15 protein-coding genes are annotated in these 18,037 nt (G+C 64.9%); 13 read left to right on the plus strand and 2 right to left on the minus strand.

Features of this window, described 5'->3' with window-relative positions; genetic code table 11:
- The first annotated feature begins 139 nt into the window (after positions 1–139).
- Complete coding sequence (locus ACE10X_RS16405) at positions 140–844, plus strand: TetR/AcrR family transcriptional regulator (protein WP_038382124.1); 705 nt, start codon at positions 140–142, stop codon at positions 842–844.
- A 9-nt stretch (positions 845–853) separates the two neighbouring features.
- On the opposite strand, the gene ACE10X_RS16410 is transcribed toward ACE10X_RS16405, so the two are convergent.
- Both ACE10X_RS16410 and ACE10X_RS16415 read right to left on the minus strand, forming a co-directional pair.
- Positions 854–2,500, minus strand: a complete 1,647-nt coding sequence (locus tag ACE10X_RS16410) for an ATP-binding protein (RefSeq protein WP_038382123.1) — start codon at positions 2,498–2,500, stop codon at positions 854–856.
- 208 nt (positions 2,501–2,708) lie between these two features.
- Positions 2,709–3,635, minus strand: coding sequence for a LysR family transcriptional regulator (locus ACE10X_RS16415; protein WP_028345195.1), 927 nt, complete (start codon positions 3,633–3,635; stop codon positions 2,709–2,711).
- Positions 3,636–3,790: 155 nt separating this feature from the next.
- Here ACE10X_RS16415 and ACE10X_RS16420 point away from each other — a divergent pair, with 155 nt between their 5' ends.
- The 12 genes from ACE10X_RS16420 to ACE10X_RS16475 all read left to right on the plus strand — a co-directional run bounded on the left by ACE10X_RS16420 (position 3,791) and on the right by ACE10X_RS16475 (position 18,032).
- The gene (locus ACE10X_RS16420) at positions 3,791–4,822 is read left to right on the plus strand and encodes a class 1 fructose-bisphosphatase (RefSeq protein ID WP_375764584.1); all 1,032 of its coding nucleotides are present in this window, start codon (positions 3,791–3,793) and stop codon (positions 4,820–4,822) included.
- A gap of 10 nt (positions 4,823–4,832) precedes the next feature.
- Positions 4,833–5,708 carry a phosphoribulokinase gene (locus ACE10X_RS16425; RefSeq protein WP_028331481.1) on the plus strand — a complete coding sequence of 292 codons (876 nt, stop codon included), beginning with the start codon at positions 4,833–4,835 and terminating at the stop codon, positions 5,706–5,708.
- The gene (tkt, locus tag ACE10X_RS16430) at positions 5,705–7,726 is read left to right on the plus strand and encodes a transketolase (RefSeq protein ID WP_038382121.1); all 2,022 of its coding nucleotides are present in this window, start codon (positions 5,705–5,707) and stop codon (positions 7,724–7,726) included. Before ACE10X_RS16425 ends, tkt begins: the two co-directional genes overlap by 4 nt.
- A 14-nt stretch (positions 7,727–7,740) precedes the next feature.
- Complete coding sequence (gene fba / locus ACE10X_RS16435) at positions 7,741–8,823, plus strand: class II fructose-bisphosphate aldolase (protein WP_375764300.1); 1,083 nt, start codon at positions 7,741–7,743, stop codon at positions 8,821–8,823.
- 36 nt (positions 8,824–8,859) lie between these two features.
- The gene (locus tag ACE10X_RS16440) at positions 8,860–10,317 is read left to right on the plus strand and encodes a form I ribulose bisphosphate carboxylase large subunit (protein WP_038382128.1); all 1,458 of its coding nucleotides are present in this window, start codon (positions 8,860–8,862) and stop codon (positions 10,315–10,317) included.
- Positions 10,318–10,329: 12 nt separating this feature from the next.
- Entirely contained in the window at positions 10,330–10,755 is a 426-nt protein-coding gene (locus tag ACE10X_RS16445; RefSeq protein WP_304499520.1) for a ribulose bisphosphate carboxylase small subunit, read from the plus strand.
- Positions 10,756–10,864: 109 nt separating this feature from the next.
- Positions 10,865–11,806 carry a CbbX protein gene (gene cbbX / locus ACE10X_RS16450; RefSeq protein WP_375764301.1) on the plus strand — a complete coding sequence of 314 codons (942 nt, stop codon included), beginning with the start codon at positions 10,865–10,867 and terminating at the stop codon, positions 11,804–11,806.
- Positions 11,803–12,519 carry an HAD family hydrolase gene (locus ACE10X_RS16455; RefSeq protein ID WP_038382118.1) on the plus strand — a complete coding sequence of 239 codons (717 nt, stop codon included), beginning with the start codon at positions 11,803–11,805 and terminating at the stop codon, positions 12,517–12,519. The genes cbbX and ACE10X_RS16455 overlap by 4 nt, the downstream gene beginning before the upstream one ends.
- A gap of 613 nt (positions 12,520–13,132) precedes the next feature.
- A complete protein-coding gene (gene chvE / locus ACE10X_RS16460) occupies positions 13,133–14,206 on the plus strand; it encodes a multiple monosaccharide ABC transporter substrate-binding protein (protein ID WP_375764302.1) in 1,074 nt (357 codons plus the stop codon).
- A gap of 167 nt (positions 14,207–14,373) precedes the next feature.
- Positions 14,374–15,954 carry a multiple monosaccharide ABC transporter ATP-binding protein gene (mmsA, locus tag ACE10X_RS16465; protein ID WP_375764303.1) on the plus strand — a complete coding sequence of 527 codons (1,581 nt, stop codon included), beginning with the start codon at positions 14,374–14,376 and terminating at the stop codon, positions 15,952–15,954.
- Positions 15,951–17,141, plus strand: a complete 1,191-nt coding sequence (gene mmsB / locus ACE10X_RS16470) for a multiple monosaccharide ABC transporter permease (RefSeq protein WP_137476308.1) — start codon at positions 15,951–15,953, stop codon at positions 17,139–17,141. Before mmsA ends, mmsB begins: the two co-directional genes overlap by 4 nt.
- Positions 17,142–17,198: 57 nt before the next feature.
- Positions 17,199–18,032, plus strand: coding sequence for an inositol monophosphatase (locus ACE10X_RS16475; RefSeq protein WP_051002631.1), 834 nt, complete (start codon positions 17,199–17,201; stop codon positions 18,030–18,032).
- Positions 18,033–18,037: the final 5 nt, after the last annotated feature.

Raw genomic sequence — 18,037 nt, forward strand, 5'->3', positions numbered from 1 at the left:
CGTCTATCCCGTTGGAAAATCGTGCCAATTTCGGCCGATGCCCGTGGGATTAATTAGGAAACTTGATGTTTTCCAAAATAGAGCCCATATTGGGAGTGTCAATAGAATGACAGGCATCATTTAAAAGCATGGCTCGCGGATGAACCGGAATGACAAGGATCAGACTGAGCAAGGCGCACCGGCGCGGCGCGGCCGCGGGCGGCCGCAGCTACGTTCCGACGACGAGACGCGTGCGCTGATCTATGACGCCGCGCGGCGCGAGTTCTCCGAGCGCGGCTTCGCTGCGGCCAACATCGCCGACGTGGCTTGCCGCGCCGGCGTCTCCACGAAGACACTTTATCGGCTGATCCCGACCAAGCTGGCGCTGTTCGAGGGCACGGTGACGGACCGGATGGACCGATTCATATCTGCCGTAAATCTCGGCGCCTGCGACGGCCGCGATATCGCGGCGGCATTGGAGGCGGCGCTCTCGAGGTGTGGCGAGCTGATACTTGATGCCGAGGTCATCGCGCTCCAGCGCATCATCCTGGCCGACAGCGACAAATTCCCCGACATTGCCGAGATGTTCTACGAGAAGGCAATGCAGCGGACCCTTGGCGCGCTGGCTGCGTGGCTGGGCGTGCAGCAGCGGCGGGGACGGATCGCGGTGGACGACGCGCAGGCCGCTGCGGGCATGCTGCTCGGCATGCTGGTGTTCCAGCCGCAACGCGACGTGATGTACGGCCATAGGCCGCCGCCGTCGCGGGCGCAGATCGAGGCCCGCGCCAAGGCCTGCGCGGCACTGTTTTTGTCCGGATGCGCCGTGCCGGCCAACCAGATCAAGAAGCAGAACGGAGACGCGTGACGCCCCGCGTCACTTGCCCATTGCCGCCGCCGGCGGCTGGGCCAGCACCTGCCGTATCATCCGCGCGAGATCGGATTTGCGGTAGGGCTTCGGCAGCAGCGTCACATCCGGGTCGAGACGGCCGTGGTGGATGATCGCGTCCTCGGTGTAGCCGGAGGTGAAGAGCACGCGCACCGAGGGCAGTTTGGCCATCACGGCATCGGCGACCTGCCGGCCGTTCATGCCGCCGGACATGATGACGTCGGTGAACAGCACGTCGCAGACGAACCCGTTGTCGACCGCAGCCAATGCTTCCGGGCCGTTGGCGGTGACCATGGTGCGATAGCCGAGCTGCTCGAGCTGGGCGCTGACGTAATTGCGCACCAGCGGATCGTCCTCGACGACCAGGATGGATTCATTGCCGCCGCGCGTGTCGACCGGAGGAGGCGGCTCGACGTCGATCATGTCGCCGCTGCTGCGCGGCAGATAGAGCTTGATCGAGGTGCCGTGGCCCTCTTCGGAATAGATCTTGAGGTGTCCGTTGGACTGTTTGATGAAGCCGTACACCATGCTGAGCCCGAGGCCGGTGCCCTTGCCGGTGTCCTTGGTCGTGAAGAACGGCTCGAACACCTTGTCGCGGATCCCCGCCGGGATGCCACCGCCGGTGTCGCTGACCGCGACCATCACATATTCACCCGCCCGCACGTCGGGGTTGGCGACGGCATAAACCTCGTCGAGGATGACGTTGCTGGTCTCCAGCATCAGCTTGCCGCCATCGGGCATCGCATCGCGGGCATTGACCGCGAGATTGAGCAGCGCGGTCGCCATGTGGTTCGGATCGATGAAGGCCGACCAGGCATCGGGCTCGAGCGCGGTATCGATCTCGATCTGCTCGCCGAGCGAGGGGCGCAGCAGCCGCGCGGTGTCCTGCACCAGGGTGTTGAGATTGGCTTCACGCGGTTGCAGCGGCTGCAGCCGCGAGAAGGCCAGCAGGTGCTTGGTCACTTCTGCACCGCGAAACGCCGCGTCGGTGATCATCTTGGCGACAGACGACAGCGCGGGATCATGTTCAACGGCTTCCGCGAGGATGTCGATCAGGCCGGTGATGACGGTCAGGATGTTGTTGAAATCATGCGCGATGCCGCCGGAGAGGTGCCCGACGGCCTCCATCTTCTGCACCTGGCGCAGCTTTTGTTCGGCTTCGAGCTGTTCGCGGGCGGCCTCGACTTCGCGGGCGCGCATGAAGATTTCCGCTTCCATCTGCTCGGTGCGCTCGCGCAGCCGGTCGGTCAGCTGGTCCTGCTCGGCGCCGCGCTGCTTCAGCTGAATGAAGCTGGTGACGTCCTCGACCCGATGGATGATGTAGTTGAACTGCCCGTTCGGCCCCAACACCGGCGAATTGCGCGGGCTCCAGTAGCGTTCCTCGAAGCCGCCGCCCTCCGACTCGGGCTTGCGGATATCGTATTTCTGCACCGTCATGGTGTCGGGGCGGCGGAACTGGACCACGCGCTCGAGCGAGGCGCGCAGGTTCCGCACGCCGTCGGCAGCCGGATCGTCCGGATTGTCGGGAAACACCTCGAACAGCCCACGCCCAAGGATCGCGGCGCGCTCGGTCCTGGTGGCGCGCAGATAGGCGTCGCTCACTGCCACGATGCGGAAGTCGGGCTGCGTCAGCACCAGATAAAGGCCGGGCGCCGCCTCGAATAACGCCTTGAAGTCGGGCGTCGGCGGGGACTGGTTCTGCAGTTCAACCTCCCTCGCAGGGTGCGGTCCGCCGGGTGACCGCAGTCAAGATGTGACATGCGTTTCGTGGAACTTCAATGCCTAACATACGGCACTGGCTCGATTTTCTCGGCCGATCGGGCGTCGTGGCGGCTCCCGGCCGCTAGTGCGAATTCGGCAGATAGCGCCAGCCCTCCTTGCCGAGGAAGTCCAGCATGGCCTGCGCGGGCGGCAGCAGGATCTTGTCGGTCCGCCTGATCGCGTGCCACTGCCGGACGATCGGCAGGCCCTTCACCTTGAGCACCACCAGCCGGCCGTCCTCCAGCTCATGGAACACCGTGTGCTGGGAGATGAAGGCGATGCCGAGCCCGGCCATGACAGCCTGCTTGATGGTCTCGTTGCTGTCCATCGCCATGCCGAGCTTCGGCTCCAGCCCGACCCGCTCGAAATACTGCTGCATCAGCATCCGCGTGCCTGATCCTTGCTCGCGGGTGATGAAGGTTTCGTTGGCAAGCTCCGAGGGGGCGACGTGCCGCCGCCGCGCCAGCCGATGATCGGGCGCGGCGATGATGAAGTGCGGATGCCGGCCGAGCGGCTTCATCTCCACCTCGACATCGGCCGGCGGCCGGCCCATCACCGCGATGTCGAGATCATAGCCGCGCAGCGCGTCGCGAATCTCCTCGCGGTTGCCGATCCGCAGCGTGACCTCGATCTTGGGAAAGCGGCGCGAGAACGCCGCGATCGCAAACGGCACGAAGTATTTGGCGGTCGAGACCGCGCCCATCGCGACGCGGCCGCCGCTGCGGCCGGCGATCATGTCGAGCGATTGCTCGCAGTCCTTCAGCGCCGCCTCGATCCGCTCGACCAGCGTCAGCACATGCGCGCCGGCATCCGTCAGCGCCATGCCGTCGCCGGTGCGCTGGATCAGCGGCAACCCCGCGAGCGCCTGCAAATTGCGGAGCTGCAGCGTTACCGCGGGCTGAGTCAGGTTCAACCGGTTGGCGGCGGACGTGATCGAACCAGCCTCGTGCAAGGTCGACAGTGCCCGCAGCTGGCGGATGGTGAGATCCCGCGAGAAGTTGCCGGCCATGACAAGCTCCATAAGAAATACTTTGCCCGGACCAAAGATAATAAAATTTCCCTAATTGGGCAATTCGCGCGTTGATAGGGCGAAGGCGACTCCCCTGAGGTCGCCTCTCGAAGCCTCGGGACAGAGGGCGCGATCATAGGGAGAGGCCGGTGGAGATTCGTCCTGCATTGCATGCCCATCTGGAGTGGCCGACGCAACACAACCCGCTGCGTGCCGCGACCGTTGTGGTGATCGAGGCCCTTGCGGGCGCCGCGATCGAGCTCTCGCGCATCATTGCCGCCGGGCCGCTCGCCGGCGTCGGCGGCGAGAGCGGCGGGGTCAATCCCGACGGCGATCGCCAGAAGACCATCGACATCGTCGCCGACGACCTGATGCGGAACGCGCTGCGCACCGCGCCGGTCGCCGCAGTGCTGTCGGAGGAGGTCGAACTGCCCGAGACGCTCGATCCCGACGCGCCGCTCTGCGTCGCGATCGATCCGCTCGATGGATCCGCCAATCTCGAAAACAATATCTCGATCGGCACGATCTTCTCGATCCGGCCGAAAGGAAACGACGTCATCTCGACCTTCTTCGAGCCCGGCACGGCGCAATGTGCCGCTGGCTGCTTCATCTACGGTCCGCAGACCGTGCTGGTGCTGGCGCTCGACCAGCATGTCGACTGCTTTACGCTGGACCCGCGAACCGGCGAGTTCGTCCTGACCGCGCGTGACCTGCGCGTGCAGCAGGATGCATCGGAATTCGCCATCAATGCCTCGAACCGGCGGCACTGGAGCGGCCCGGTGCGCAGCTACATCGACGAGTGTCTCGCCGGGGTGAACGGCGAGCGCGGGCAGGACTTCAACATGCGCTGGATCGGCTCGCTGGTGGCGGAGGCCTACCGCATCCTGATGCGCGGCGGCGTGTTCCTGTATCCGGCGGATGCGCGCCAGGGCTACCGCGAAGGCCGGCTGCGCCTGCTGTACGAGGCGCATCCCATCGCATTGATCATGGAATGGGCGGGCGGCGCCGCCTCGAACGGCCGGTCGCGCATTCTCGAACTGTCGGCACGTACGCCGCATCAGCGCGTGCCGCTGATCATGGGATCGACGCGCGCCGTGCGCGACGTCGATGCGATCCACCTGACCGTCGAGCCGTTGTTCGAAAGCAGCGATGCCCCGCTGTTCGCGCGGCGCGGCCTGTTCCGCTGAGGAGGACCGCATGTCACGCCGGCATCCCATCATCTCGATCACCGGCTCCTCCGGGGCCGGCACCACCTCGGTGAAGAAGACGTTCGAAAACATCTTCCGCCGCGAGAACGTGGTCGCCGCCTATATCGAGGGCGACGCGTTCCACCGCTACGACCGCGCCGAGATGCGCAGCCTGATGGCGGAGAGAGCCGAGCGCGGCAACAAGCACTTCAGCCATTTCAGCCCCGAGACCAATTTGTTCGAGGAGCTGGAGAAGCTGTTCAGCGACTACGCCGAGACCGGCACCGGAACCACGCGGCACTATGTGCACGACGAGGAGGAGGCGCGGCTCTACGGCGCCAAGCCCGGCACCTTCACCGCCTGGGAGGCGCTGCCGGAGAATTCCGACCTCCTGTTCTACGAGGGCCTGCACGGTGCCGTCGTCACCGACAAGGTGAATGTCGCGCAGCATGCCGACCTCAAGATCGGCGTCGTGCCGGTCATCAACCTCGAATGGATCCAGAAGCTGCATCGCGACCGCAGCCATCGCGGCTACTCCACCGAGGCGGTGACCGACACCATCCTGCGCCGCATGCCGGACTATGTGAATTACATCTGCCCGCAGTTCACCGAGACCGACATCAACTTCCAGCGCGTGCCGACCGTCGATACGTCGAACCCGTTCATCGCGCGCTGGATCCCGACGCCGGATGAATCGATGGTCGTGATCCGGCTGAAGAACCCGCGCGGCATCGACTTCCCCTATCTGCTCTCGATGATCCCGAACAGCTTCATGTCGCGCGCCAATTCGATCGTGGTGCACGGCGCCAAGCTCGACCTCGCGATGCAGCTCATCCTGACCCCGCTGATCCTGCAACTGATCGAACGAAAGAGGCGAACGATATGACCGCACTTGCGTCCGTTGCCAGCCGCCCCGAAATCAGCCACGACGAGATGGCGAACGCCATCCGCTTCCTCGCCATCGACGCGGTGGAGCAGTCGAAATCCGGTCATCCCGGCATGCCGATGGGCATGGCCGATGTCGCGACCGTGCTGTTCACGGGCTTCCTGAAATTCGACCCGGCCGATCCGGCCTGGCCCGACCGCGATCGCTTCGTGCTGTCGGCCGGTCACGGCTCGATGTTGCTCTACGCGCTGCTCTATCTGACCGGTTACGAGAGCATGACGCTCGACCAGCTCAAGGCGTTCCGGCAGTGGGGATCGAAAACCCCGGGACATCCCGAGTATGGCCACACCCCGGGTGTCGAGACCACGACCGGGCCGCTCGGGCAGGGGATTGCGACCGCGGTTGGCATGGCGCTCGCCGAGCGGCTGATGAACGCGCGCTTCGGCGACGACCTCGTCGACCACTACACCTACGTGATCGCCGGCGATGGCTGCCTGATGGAAGGCATCAGCCATGAGGCGATCTCGCTCGCCGGCCATTTGCGGCTGAATCGTCTGATCGTGCTGTTCGACGACAATCATATCTCGATCGACGGCGCCACCTCGCTGTCCTGCTCGGACGACCAGACGGCGCGGTTCAAGGCCAGCGGCTGGAACGTCAACCGCATCGACGGCCACGATCCGCAGGCGATCACCGCGGCGATCAGGCAGGCGCGATCGAGCGATCGTCCGTCGTTGATCGCCTGTCGAACGGTGATCGGGTTCGGTGCGCCGAACCGGCAGGGCAGCGAAAAGGTGCATGGCGCGCCGCTCGGTGCCGATGAGGTGGCGAAGACCCGTGCCGCGCTGCGCTGGCCGTATCCGGCATTCGAAATTCCCGACGCGGTGCTGGCGGAGTGGCGCGAGCTCGGCGGCCGCGGCCGCGACGCGCGGCGGGCCTGGATCGAGCGTTCGCGCAGCGCCTGCAAGGGCGACAAGGCCGAGCGGTCTCCGTTCCACGATGCGCTGAACCGGAGATTGCCCTGCGCCTATGCCGAAGCGATGGCGAAGTTGGTGGCGCGGTTCGCGACCGAGCGGCCGAAGCTCGCCACGCGGCAGGCCTCGCAGCAGGTCATCGACGTGATCGCGGAGGCGTTGCCCAACCTGCTGGGCGGCTCGGCCGACCTCACGCATTCCAATCTGACGCTGGCGAAGTCGCAGGTTTCGGTGCGGCCGGAAACGCTCGACGGCAGCTATATCCATTACGGCATCCGCGAGCATGGCATGGCCGCGGCGATGAACGGCATCGCCCTGCACGGCGGGTTCATTCCCTATGGCGGCACCTTCCTCAGCTTCGCCGATTACAGTCGGCCGGCGATCCGCCTCGCGGCGCTGATGGGGATCCGCGTCATCCATGTGATGACCCACGATTCCATCGGACTCGGCGAGGACGGGCCGACGCATCAGCCGGTCGAGCATCTGGCGGCGCTGCGCGCGATCCCGAACGTCCTGGTGTTCCGCCCGGCCGATGCCGTCGAAACCGCGGAAGCGTGGGACTGCGCGCTGAAGGCAGAGACCTCGCCGTCGATCCTCTGCCTGTCGCGGCAGGCGCTGCCGACGGTTCGCGACGGCAGCAAGGACAACCAGGTCGCGCTCGGCGCCTACGTTCTCGTCGAGCCGGCCTTCGCGCGTGACGTCACCCTGATTGCAACGGGTTCGGAGGTGGCGATCGCGCTCGAAGCCGCAAAGCTGCTGGCGGAAGACGGGGTACAGGCCGCGGTCGTCTCGGCCCCGTGCTTCGACCTGTTCCGCCAGCAGCCGCGCGACTATCGCGCCCAGGTGCTGGGCAGCGCCCCGCGCGTCGGCGTGGAAGCTGCGGTCGAGGGCGACTGGGCGCGCTGGGTCGGCGAGGACGGTGCCTTCGTCGGCATGACCGGCTTCGGCGCTTCGGCGCCTGCCGACGTGCTCTACCGCGAATTCGGAATCACGCCCGCGGCAATCGCTGCTGCAGCAAAACAGCTCATTCAACGAGCGAATTGAAAGGAGGACGCACCATGGCGCGGATAACCCTGAGACAGTTGCTGGATCATGCCGCCGAACGCGGCTACGGCGTTCCGGCCTTCAACATCAACAACATGGAGCAAGGCCTTGCCATCATGGAGGCAGCGGCGGCCTGCGATGCGCCTGTCATCATCCAGGCTTCGCGTGGCGCGCGGTCCTATGCCAACGACATCATGCTGGCGAAGATGATCGACGCGCTCGAGGAGATGCATCCGCAGATTCCGCTCTGCCTGCATCTCGACCACGGCAACGAAGAGGCGACCTGCGCCACCGCGATCCGCTACGGCTTCACTTCCGTCATGATGGACGGCTCGCTCAAGGCCGACGCCAAGACCGCGGCCGACTATGATTACAATGTCGACATCACCCGCAGGGTCGTCGAGATGGCGCACTGGGTCGGCGCATCGGTCGAAGGCGAGCTCGGCGTGCTCGGCTCGCTGGAGCATGGCGGCGGCGAGCAGGAGGACGGTCACGGCGTCGAAGGCAAGCTGAGCCAGGACCAACTGCTCACCGACCCGGACCAGGCGGTCGATTTCGTTCGCGCCACCAAGGTCGATGCGCTCGCGATCGCGATGGGTACCTCGCATGGCGCCTACAAGTTCACGCGGCGGCCAGACGGCGAGATCCTGGCGATGCGCGTGGTCGAGGAGATCCACAGCCGCCTGCCGAACACGCATCTGGTGATGCACGGCTCATCCTCGGTGCCGCAGCCGCTGCAGGACATGTTCAACCAGTTCGGCGGCGAGATGCCGCAGACCTGGGGCGTCCCGGTCGAGGAGATCGTTCGCGGCATCAAGCACGGGGTGCGCAAGGTCAATATCGACACCGATTGCCGCCTGGCGATGGCGGCGGCCTTCCGCAAGGTCGCCGTTCAGTCGAAGAGCGAGTTCGATCCGCGCAAATTCCTGAAGCCTGCGATGGATGCGCTGCGCGAACTCTGCCGTGACCGCTTCGAGCAGTTCGGCACGGCCGGCAATGCCGCCAGGATCAAGGTGGTTGCACTGCCGGAAATGGCCCGTCGCTATCGCGCCGGCGCGCTCGATCCGCAAATTGGAAAGATGACCCAGGCCGCCTGAGCAAAGGGCGACGAACCACAGGAGATTTCGATGAATATGCAGCAGTCGATCACGGTGCGCGGCAAGGATCGCTACAAGTCCGGCGTGATGGAATACAAGCGGATGGGCTATTGGGAGCCGAACTACGAGCCCAAGGACACCGACGTCATCGCCTTGTTCCGCGTCACGCCGCAGGATGGTGTCGATCCGACCGAAGCCTGCGCGGCGGTGGCGGGCGAATCCTCGACCGCGACCTGGACCGTGGTGTGGACCGACCGGCTGACGGCGGCGGAGAAATACCGGGCGAAGTGCTACCGCGTCGATCCGGTGCCGAATTCGCCGGGCAGCTACTTCGCCTATATCGCCTATGACCTCGATCTGTTCGAGCCGGGCTCGATCTCGAACCTGACGGCCTCGATCATCGGCAATGTGTTCGGCTTCAAGCCGCTGAAGGCGTTGCGGCTCGAGGACATGCGGCTGCCGACCGCCTATGTGAAGACATTCCAGGGCCCGGCGACCGGCATCGTGGTGGAGCGCGAGCGGCTCGACAAGTTCGGCCGTCCGTTGCTCGGCGCCACTGTGAAGCCGAAGCTCGGCCTGTCCGGCCGCAACTATGGCCGCGTTGTTTATGAAGCTTTGAAAGGCGGGCTCGACTTCACCAAGGACGACGAGAACATCAACTCGCAGCCCTTCATGCACTGGCGCGAGCGCTTCCTCTACTGCATGGAGGCGGTGAACCGCGCGCAGGCCGCGACCGGCGAGATCAAGGGCACCTATCTCAACGTCACCGCGGCGACCATGGAGGACATGTACGAGCGCGCCGAGTTCGCCCATGAGCTCGGCTCCAACATCGTCATGATCGACCTTGTGATCGGCTACACCGCGATCCAGTCGATGGCGAAGTGGGCGCGCAAGAACAACATGATCCTGCATCTGCATCGCGCCGGCCACTCGACCTACACGCGGCAGCGCAGCCACGGCGTTTCGTTCCGCGTGATCGCGAAATGGATGCGGCTCGCCGGCGTCGATCACATCCATGCCGGCACGGTGGTCGGCAAGCTCGAGGGCGATCCGAACACCACCCGCGGCTATTACGACATCTGCCGCGAGGACTTCAATCCGCTGCACCTGGAGCACGGCGTGTTCTTCGACCAGAACTGGGCGAGCCTCAACAAGCTGATGCCGGTGGCCTCCGGCGGCATTCATGCCGGCCAGATGCATCAGCTGCTCGATCTGCTCGGCGAGGACGTCGTGCTGCAGTTCGGCGGCGGCACCATCGGCCATCCCCGCGGCATCCAGGCCGGCGCCACCGCCAACCGCGTCGCGCTGGAGGCCATGATCCTCGCCCGCAACGAGGGGCGCGACTACGTCCACGAGGGACCGGAGATCCTGGCCAAGGCGGCGCAGACCTGCACGCCGCTGCGCGAGGCGCTCGATGTCTGGAAGGACGTCACCTTCAACTACGAGTCGACGGACGCCCCCGATTTCGTTCCCACGCCGAGCATGGCGGTCTGAGAGGAGGTTCTCATGCGCGTTACCCAAGGCTGCTTCTCGTTCCTGCCCGATCTCACCGACGAGCAGATCGCCGCACAGGTGCAATATTGTCTCGACAAGGGCTGGGCGGTGAACATCGAGTTCACCGACGATCCGCATCCCCGCAACACCTATTGGGATATGTGGGGCCTGCCGATGTTCGACCTGCGCGATGCGGCCGGCATCATGAAGGAGCTCGCCGACTGCCGGCGGGTCTATGGCGACCGCTACATCCGGGTCTCCGGCTTTGATTCCAGCCCGGGCTGGGAGTCGGTTCGCATCTCCTTCATCGTCAACCGGCCGCAGGAGGAGCCAGGCTTCCGGCTCGACCGTCAGGAGGCCGCCGGACGCAATCTGCGTTACGCGACCCATTCTTATGCAGCGAGCCGCCCCGAAGGCGAACGCTACACCGATCATTGACCGCGTCCGGCTTGCAAACCAGGCGGGTTGCTCCCTCGACCGTCCTGGTCCGGATGCACTTCTCCGTCGTCGCCGCCGCGGCGACGGAGCTTTTCCAGGCGAGAGGATCATGACCCAGGCGCAAGAACAGATCAGCGAACAAATCCGCGAGACCCCGCTCGAGACCATCGACCTTCGCCATGAATTCGCCGACCTCGGCATCGGCGACGTGCTCGACCAGCTCGATTCCGAATTGATCGGCCTGAAGCCGGTGAAGACCCGCATCCGCGAGATCGCCTCGCTGCTGCTGGTCGAACGCATCAGGCAGAAGATGGCGCTGGCGACGACGTTTCCGACCCTGCATATGTCGTTCACCGGCAACCCCGGCACCGGCAAGACCACGGTCGCGCTGCGGATGGCCGGAATCCTGCACCGGCTCGGCTTCGTGCGCCGCGGCCACGTCATCAGCGTCACGCGCGACGACCTCGTCGGCCAATATATCGGCCACACCGCGCCGAAGACGAAAGAGATATTGAAGAAGGCGATGGGCGGCGTGCTGTTCATCGACGAGGCCTATTACCTCTATCGCCCGGAAAACGAGCGCGACTACGGGCAGGAGGCGATCGAGATCCTGCTGCAGGTGATGGAGCAGCAGCGCGAGGATCTGGTGGTGATCCTGGCCGGCTATGGCGACCGCATGGAGAAGTTCTTCCAGAGCAATCCGGGTTTTCGCTCCCGCATCGCGCATCACATCGATTTCCCGGACTATTCGGACGGCGAGTTGCTCTGGATCGCCGAGCTGATGTTGCAGCAGCAGAACTATCGGTTCTCCCCGGAAGCACGCGAGGCCTTCATCCGTTACATTGCCGTGCGCAAGGACCAGCCGCTGTTCTCCAATGCACGCTCGATCCGCAATGCGCTCGATCGCATCCGGCTGCGCCAGGCCAATCGGATCGTGGCGAAGCTCGACCGCACGCTGACCGCCGACGACATGATGTCGATCGAGGCCGGCGACGTCCTTGCCAGCCGGGTGTTCGTCAAAGGCGCCGGTGCGCCGGGCGAGGGACGATGAACGAGGCGCTCGCCGTGATCCGGTCCGCCGGGATGCGCGACATCATCGCGAGCGCCCGTGCCTTGATCTTCGATGTTGACGGCACGCTCGCCGAAACCGAGGAGGTGCATCGCCGCGCCTTCAATGAAGCCTTTGCCGGAGCCGGCCTCGATTGGTTCTGGGACCAGGTCACTTACGCGCGGCTGCTTCGGGTGGCCGGAGGCAAGGAGCGCATCCGCGCCTTCGACCAGCGCAACGCGGTCCCAATGCTGACATTCGCCGAGATCGCCGACCTGCACAGGATCAAGACCGCGCGCTACGCCGCGCTGATTGCCGCGGGCGGCTGCCCGTTGCGGCCGGGCATCAGGGCCTGGCTCGCCGGCGCGCGCAGCCGCGGCCAGCGCCTGGCGATCGCAACGACCACCTCGCATGGCAATATCGATGCGCTGCTCTCGGTTTCGCTCGGGCTGGACTGGGCCGATCAGTTCGAGGCGATCGTTGCCGGTGACGACGTGCCGCGGAAGAAGCCGGCGCCGGATGTCTATGTCGAGGTTCTGGCGCGGCTCGGGCTCGGGCCGGGAGATTGCGTCGCCGTTGAGGATTCCGGCAACGGCCTCGCCTCCGCGGCAGGCGCCGGCATCCCCGTGGTCATCACCCGCAGCACCTATTTCAGCGACGACGATTTTGCCGAGGCATTGCTGGTTGTTGACGATCTCTCTGACATCGACGCCTGAAGATCGCTGCCGCTGGCCGGCAGTTTGGCAAATTTATTCAGATGGTGAAATAAATGACGCTTGCATCCATAGCAGGGTGCGGGCACAATCCCACCAATGGTTGCCAGAAGTAGTGCCGCGCCACTTGGGGGGCTCTGAGGCTTGCTAGCGATTCCGGATCGTGTCCCAGGACCCTCCATGTCTCCGATCAATTTATTCGGATAGTTAAATAAATGGCCAGTCGGTGCTTGCGTCCGTATGGTAGGGGCAACATCAACCAAAGGGTGCAAGAAGCGGTGACGCATTGCCAGAAGTTCTGGCGGACGCTGGCGCTCGCCGACGATTCCGGGAGGCCGGCGCCTCATGATCCTCCACGTCGTTCCCGCGCCTCGTTCGTCCCACGGCATGACGCGCGGATGAACCGGGCCTTGCAGGATCGACATGGCCGATCGTGCGGAGCGAGCATTGGCGCTGTTGACGGGTTCAATCGACATTCCGCAATTTCGGTTCGTGACGGTCCCGGCGTCGATCCGACATCGCGGTAGAATCTGCGGTCCGCCCACGAACGATAGCCGTCGATTGACGCTGTCCACGGCAACGGGAATCCCAACTCAAAAAAACGAGGGAGTGAAGCATGTCCAAATTGAAGACCAGCTTGTTTGCGCTCGCGCTGGCCGGCCTTGCCGCGGCGGTGTCGGATCGCGACGCGCTCGCCCAGAGCAAGCCGACCATCGGCATCGCGATGCCGACCAAGTCCTCGGCACGCTGGATCGACGACGGCAACAACATGGTCAAGGTGCTGAAGGAGCGCGGCTACGGCACCGATCTGCAATACGCCGAAGACGACATTCCGAACCAGCTCTCCCAGGTCGAGAACATGGTGACCAAGGGTGCCAAGGTGCTGGTCATCGCCGCCATCGACGGCACCACCTTGTCCGATGTCCTGAAGCAGGCCAAGGCCCAGGGCATCACGGTGATCGCCTATGATCGCCTGATCCGCGACACCCCCAACGTCGACTATTACGCGACCTTCGACAATTTCCAGGTCGGCGTGCTGCAGGCCCAGTCGATCGAGAACGCGCTCGGGCTCAAGGATGGCAAGGGGCCTTTCAACATCGAGCTGTTCGGCGGCTCGCCCGACGACAACAATGCGTACTTCTTCTACGACGGCGCGATGTCGGTGCTGAAGCCCTATATCGACAGCGGCAAGCTCGTGGTCGGCAGCGGCCAGACGGGCATGAACAAGGTCGCGACGCTGCGCTGGGACGGCGCGACTGCGCAGGCGCGGATGGATAACCTGCTCAGTGCGTTCTACGGCAAGAAGCGCGTCGATGCGGTGCTGTCGCCCTATGATGGTCTGTCGATCGGCATCATCTCCTCGCTGAAGAGCGTTGGCTACGGCAGCAAGGACCAGCCGATGCCGTACATCAGCGGGCAGGATGCCGAAGTACCCTCGATCAAGGCGATGCTGCGCGGCGAGCAATATTCGACCATCTTCAAGGATACCCGCGACCTCGCCAAGGTGACGGCCGACATGGTCGACGCCGTGTTGAGCAAGAAGGAGGTCAGCGTCAATGACACCAAGACCTACAACAACGGGGTCAAGGTGGTTCCGTCCTATCTCCTCAAGCCGGTCGTGGTGGATAAGACCAATTGGGAGAAAGTCCTGATTGACAGCGGCTATTGCAAGCGCGCGCAATTCGACTAGAGCGTTTTCGAGCGAAGCGGCTACCGGTTCGCGTGAGGAAACGCGTCAAAACCAGAATCCAGAGCCCCGTTCCGATTTAATCGGAACGGAATAGGCTCTGGGGCGGATCGCCGGGCGAGCGGCGGCGAACCGCGCCGGGGACGATCGACGCTGCGGGACATGATCCGATGACGGCAATGCTTGAGATGCGCGGCGTCAGCAAGAGCTTTGCCGGCGTGCAGGCGTTGCGCGACGTCAGCTTCACCGTCGAGGCCGGGCAGATCCATGCGCTGGTCGGCGAAAACGGCGCCGGCAAGTCGACCTTGATGAAGGTCTTGAGCGGGGTCTATCCGGCCGGCAGCTACGACGGGTCGATCGTGTTCGACGGCGAGGAGCGGCGCTTCCGCGACATCAACGACAGCGAGGCGCTCGGGATCATCATCATCCATCAGGAGCTGGCGCTGATCCCGCTGATGTCGATTGCCGAGAACATCTTTCTGTCGCATCCGCCGTCGCGGTTCGGCGTCATCGACCGCAACGCGGTGCATAGGCGGACCGCCGAGCTGTTGGCGCAGGTCGGCTTGCGGGAGCCGCCGGACACGCTGATCACCGACCTCGGCGTCGGCAAGCAGCAGCTCGTCGAGATCGCCAAGGCGCTGTCCAAGCGGGTGCGCCTCCTGATCCTCGACGAGCCGACCGCCAGTCTGAATGAAGCCGACAGCGCCGCCTTGCTCGAGCGTCTCCTGGCCTTCCGCGAGCAGGGCATCGCCTCGATCCTGATCTCGCACAAGCTGAACGAGGTTGCGCGCGTCGCCGACCGCATCACGGTGCTGCGCGACGGCCGCACCGTCGACAGCATCGACTGCCGGACCGAGCGCATCGAGGAGGACCGCATCATCCGCAGCATGGTCGACCGAGATCTGGCGCACCGCTTCCCCGAGCGGAAGGCGGAGATCGGCGAACCCGTGATGACGGTGGAGAACTGGTCGGTGTATCACCCGCTGCATACCGAGCGGCAGGTGATCAAGAACGTCGACTTCACGCTGCGCCGCGGCGAGGTGGTCGGTATCGCCGGCCTGATGGGCGCCGGCCGTACCGAGTTCGCCATGAGCCTGTTCGGCCGCGCCTGGGGTTACAACGTCTCCGGCAAGGTCCGCCTCGATGGACGCGAGGCCGATCTGTCCAGCGTGCCGGCCGCGATTGATGCCGGCATCGCCTATGTCACGGAAGATCGCAAGCAGCTCGGGCTGATCCTTGCCGCCGACGTCCGCAAGAACGTGACGGTGGCGAGCCTGCGCCAGGTCTCGGAGCGCGGCGTGATCGACGATGTCGCCGAGCTGAAAGCCGCGAGTGACTACCGCACCCGGATGCGGATCCGCTGTTCCGACGTCTACCAGGCGACCGGCGATCTCTCGGGCGGCAACCAGCAGAAGGTCGTGCTGTCGAAATGGCTGATGACCGATCCGAGGGTGCTGCTGCTGGACGAGCCGACGCGCGGGATCGACGTCGGGGCGAAATATGAGATCTACTCCATCATCAACGAGCTGGCCGAGGCCGGCAGGGGCGTTGTGGTGATCTCCTCGGAGATGCCCGAACTGCTCGGCATCTGCGACCGGATCTGCGTGATGAATGACGGCGCCTTCGTCGGCGAGTTCGCAAGGCACGACGCGACGCAGGAGAAGATCATGCGCGCCATCATGCGCAATGTCAGAATGTCCGGACGCGGGGCCGGCGAAAGGGCGGCACGCGCCGGAGGAGGGGCACCATGACCGACAAGACGGTATCACTTCCCGAGACCCCCAGGCATTCCGGCTTCATCAAGAACAATCTGCGCAACTACGGCATGCTGCTGTCGCTGCTCGCGATCATGCTGTTCTTCGAGATCGTGACCGACGGCACGCTGTTGCAGCCGCTCAACCTCACCAATCTCGTGCTGCAGAACAGCTACATCGTCATCATGGCGCTCGGCATGCTGCTGGTGATCGTCACCGGGCATATCGATCTTTCGGTCGGCTCGGTCGCGGGCTTCGTCGGCGCCGTCGCGGCGGTGCTGATGGTGCGCTACCATGTCAGCTACCCGATCGCCTTCGTCGCCTGCCTCCTGGTCGGCGCCGCGATCGGTGCGGCCCAGGGCTATTGGGTGGCCTATTTCGGCATTCCGTCCTTCATCGTGACGCTGGCGGGCATGCTGGTGTTCAAGGGCCTCGCGCTTGCAGTCCTGCAGGGCCAGTCGGTCGGGCCGTTCCCGCCGACCTTCCAGAAGCTGTCGTCGGGCTTCATCCCCGAGCTGTTCCCGAGCGCCGGCACGCTCTATCCGACGTCGCTCGCGATCGGCATCGTCCTGGCGTTTGTCTTGGTGCTGGCGACTGCCAGGAGCCGGGCGCGCGAGCAGGCGCACGGCATCGCCGTCGAGCCCTACGCGTTTTTCATCGTCAAGAGCATCGCGCTGGCGGGCGCGGTGCTCTATTTCACCTATCTGATCGCCTCGCATCGCGGCCTGCCCAACGTGCTCGTGATCATGACCGTCCTGATCGCGCTCTATGGCTTCGTCACGCGGCGGACGGTGATCGGTCGGCAGATCTACGCGGTGGGCGGCAATGCCAAGGCGGCGAAACTGTCGGGCGTCAAGACCGAACGGCTCACCTTCTTCACCTTCGTCAACATGGGCGTGCTGGCCGCGCTCGCCGGGTTGGTGTTCGCAGCCCGGCTCAACACCGCGACACCGAAGGCCGGTCTCGGCTTCGAGCTCGACGTGATCGCCGCCTGCTTCATCGGCGGAGCGTCGGCCTATGGCGGCGTCGGCCGGGTCGGCGGCGCAGTGGTCGGTGCCATGATCATGGGCGTCATGAACAACGGCATGTCGATCCTCGGTATCGGCATCGATTATCAGCAGGTGATCAAGGGCCTCGTCCTGCTTGGCGCCGTCTGCATCGATGTCTACAACCAGCGCCGCTGACCGCCACGCAGTCACAATCCCACGGTAGGATGCCGGCGCAACGCAGGAGAATGCCGCGTGAAACTGTCCCATGCCGACGCGCTTGATATAGGAGCCATCCTCGCCGAAGTCGGCCGCAGCGAGATCATGCCGCGGTTCAGCCGCGTGCGGGAGATCGAGGTCCGCACCAAGACATCGGCATTCGACGTCGTCACCGAAGCCGATGAGCTTGCCGAGCAGGCGATATCGGCGGCGCTGCTGCGGGCGTTTCCGAATGCGGTCGTGATCGGCGAGGAGGGCACCGCGCGTGATCCGGCCGCGCTCGATCGGGTCGGAACCGCGGAGCTTGCCTTCATCATCGATCCGATCGACGGCACGCGGAACTTCACCTCGAGCCTGCCGCTATTCGGCACCATGGTGGCCGCCACCATGCGCGGCGAGATCGTGTTCGGCGCGATCCATGATCCGGTCAGCAACGACACCGCATTCGCGCTGCGCGGCGAGGGCGCGTGGCTCGCGATGCCGGATGGCCGGCGGCATGATCTGAAGGTGGCTCCCGCCGTGCCGGTCAGGCAGATGGATGCGATCGTCGGCGTCAACTTCCTGCCCGAGCCGCTGCGCACGATTGTCGCCGGCAATCTTTCCAGGCTCGGCGCCAGCGCCTGGCTCAGATGCGCCGCGCACGAGTATCGCATGGCGGCCTCCGGACATTGCCACCTGCTGTTCTACAACAAGCTGATGCCGTGGGATCATGCCGCGGGCTGGCTGCTGCATCGCGAGGCCGGCGGCTACAGCGCGCATTTCGACGGATCACCCTACCGGCCGGTCAATCTGACCGGCGGCTTGCTGTGCGCGCCCGACGAGGCGAGCTGGCACGCGGCGCGAGAGGCGATCCTGATGCCGGCGGGATAGAAGCA

This window comes from Bradyrhizobium sp. Pha-3, assembly GCF_042258325.1.
Taxonomy (GTDB): Bacteria; Pseudomonadota; Alphaproteobacteria; order Rhizobiales; family Xanthobacteraceae; genus Bradyrhizobium; species Bradyrhizobium elkanii.

Excerpts from the sequence above, each read along its gene's own strand:
- ACE10X_RS16425 (WP_028331481.1), top strand. The coding sequence starts at position 4,833 with ATGTCACGCCGGCATCCCATCATCTCGATCACCGGCTCCTCCGGGGCC.
- ACE10X_RS16440 (WP_038382128.1), top strand. The coding sequence starts at position 8,860 with ATGCAGCAGTCGATCACGGTGCGCGGCAAGGATCGCTACAAGTCCGGC.
- fba (WP_375764300.1), top strand. The coding sequence starts at position 7,741 with ATGGCGCGGATAACCCTGAGACAGTTGCTGGATCATGCCGCCGAACGC.
- mmsA (WP_375764303.1), top strand. The coding sequence starts at position 14,374 with ATGACGGCAATGCTTGAGATGCGCGGCGTCAGCAAGAGCTTTGCCGGC.
- ACE10X_RS16445 (WP_304499520.1), top strand. The coding sequence starts at position 10,330 with ATGCGCGTTACCCAAGGCTGCTTCTCGTTCCTGCCCGATCTCACCGAC.
- cbbX (WP_375764301.1), top strand. The coding sequence starts at position 10,865 with ATGACCCAGGCGCAAGAACAGATCAGCGAACAAATCCGCGAGACCCCG.
- ACE10X_RS16455 (WP_038382118.1), top strand. The coding sequence starts at position 11,803 with ATGAACGAGGCGCTCGCCGTGATCCGGTCCGCCGGGATGCGCGACATC.
- ACE10X_RS16415 (WP_028345195.1), bottom strand. The coding sequence starts at position 3,635 with ATGGCCGGCAACTTCTCGCGGGATCTCACCATCCGCCAGCTGCGGGCA.
- ACE10X_RS16405 (WP_038382124.1), top strand. The coding sequence starts at position 140 with ATGAACCGGAATGACAAGGATCAGACTGAGCAAGGCGCACCGGCGCGG.
- chvE (WP_375764302.1), top strand. The coding sequence starts at position 13,133 with ATGTCCAAATTGAAGACCAGCTTGTTTGCGCTCGCGCTGGCCGGCCTT.
- mmsB (WP_137476308.1), top strand. The coding sequence starts at position 15,951 with ATGACCGACAAGACGGTATCACTTCCCGAGACCCCCAGGCATTCCGGC.
- tkt (WP_038382121.1), top strand. The coding sequence starts at position 5,705 with ATGACCGCACTTGCGTCCGTTGCCAGCCGCCCCGAAATCAGCCACGAC.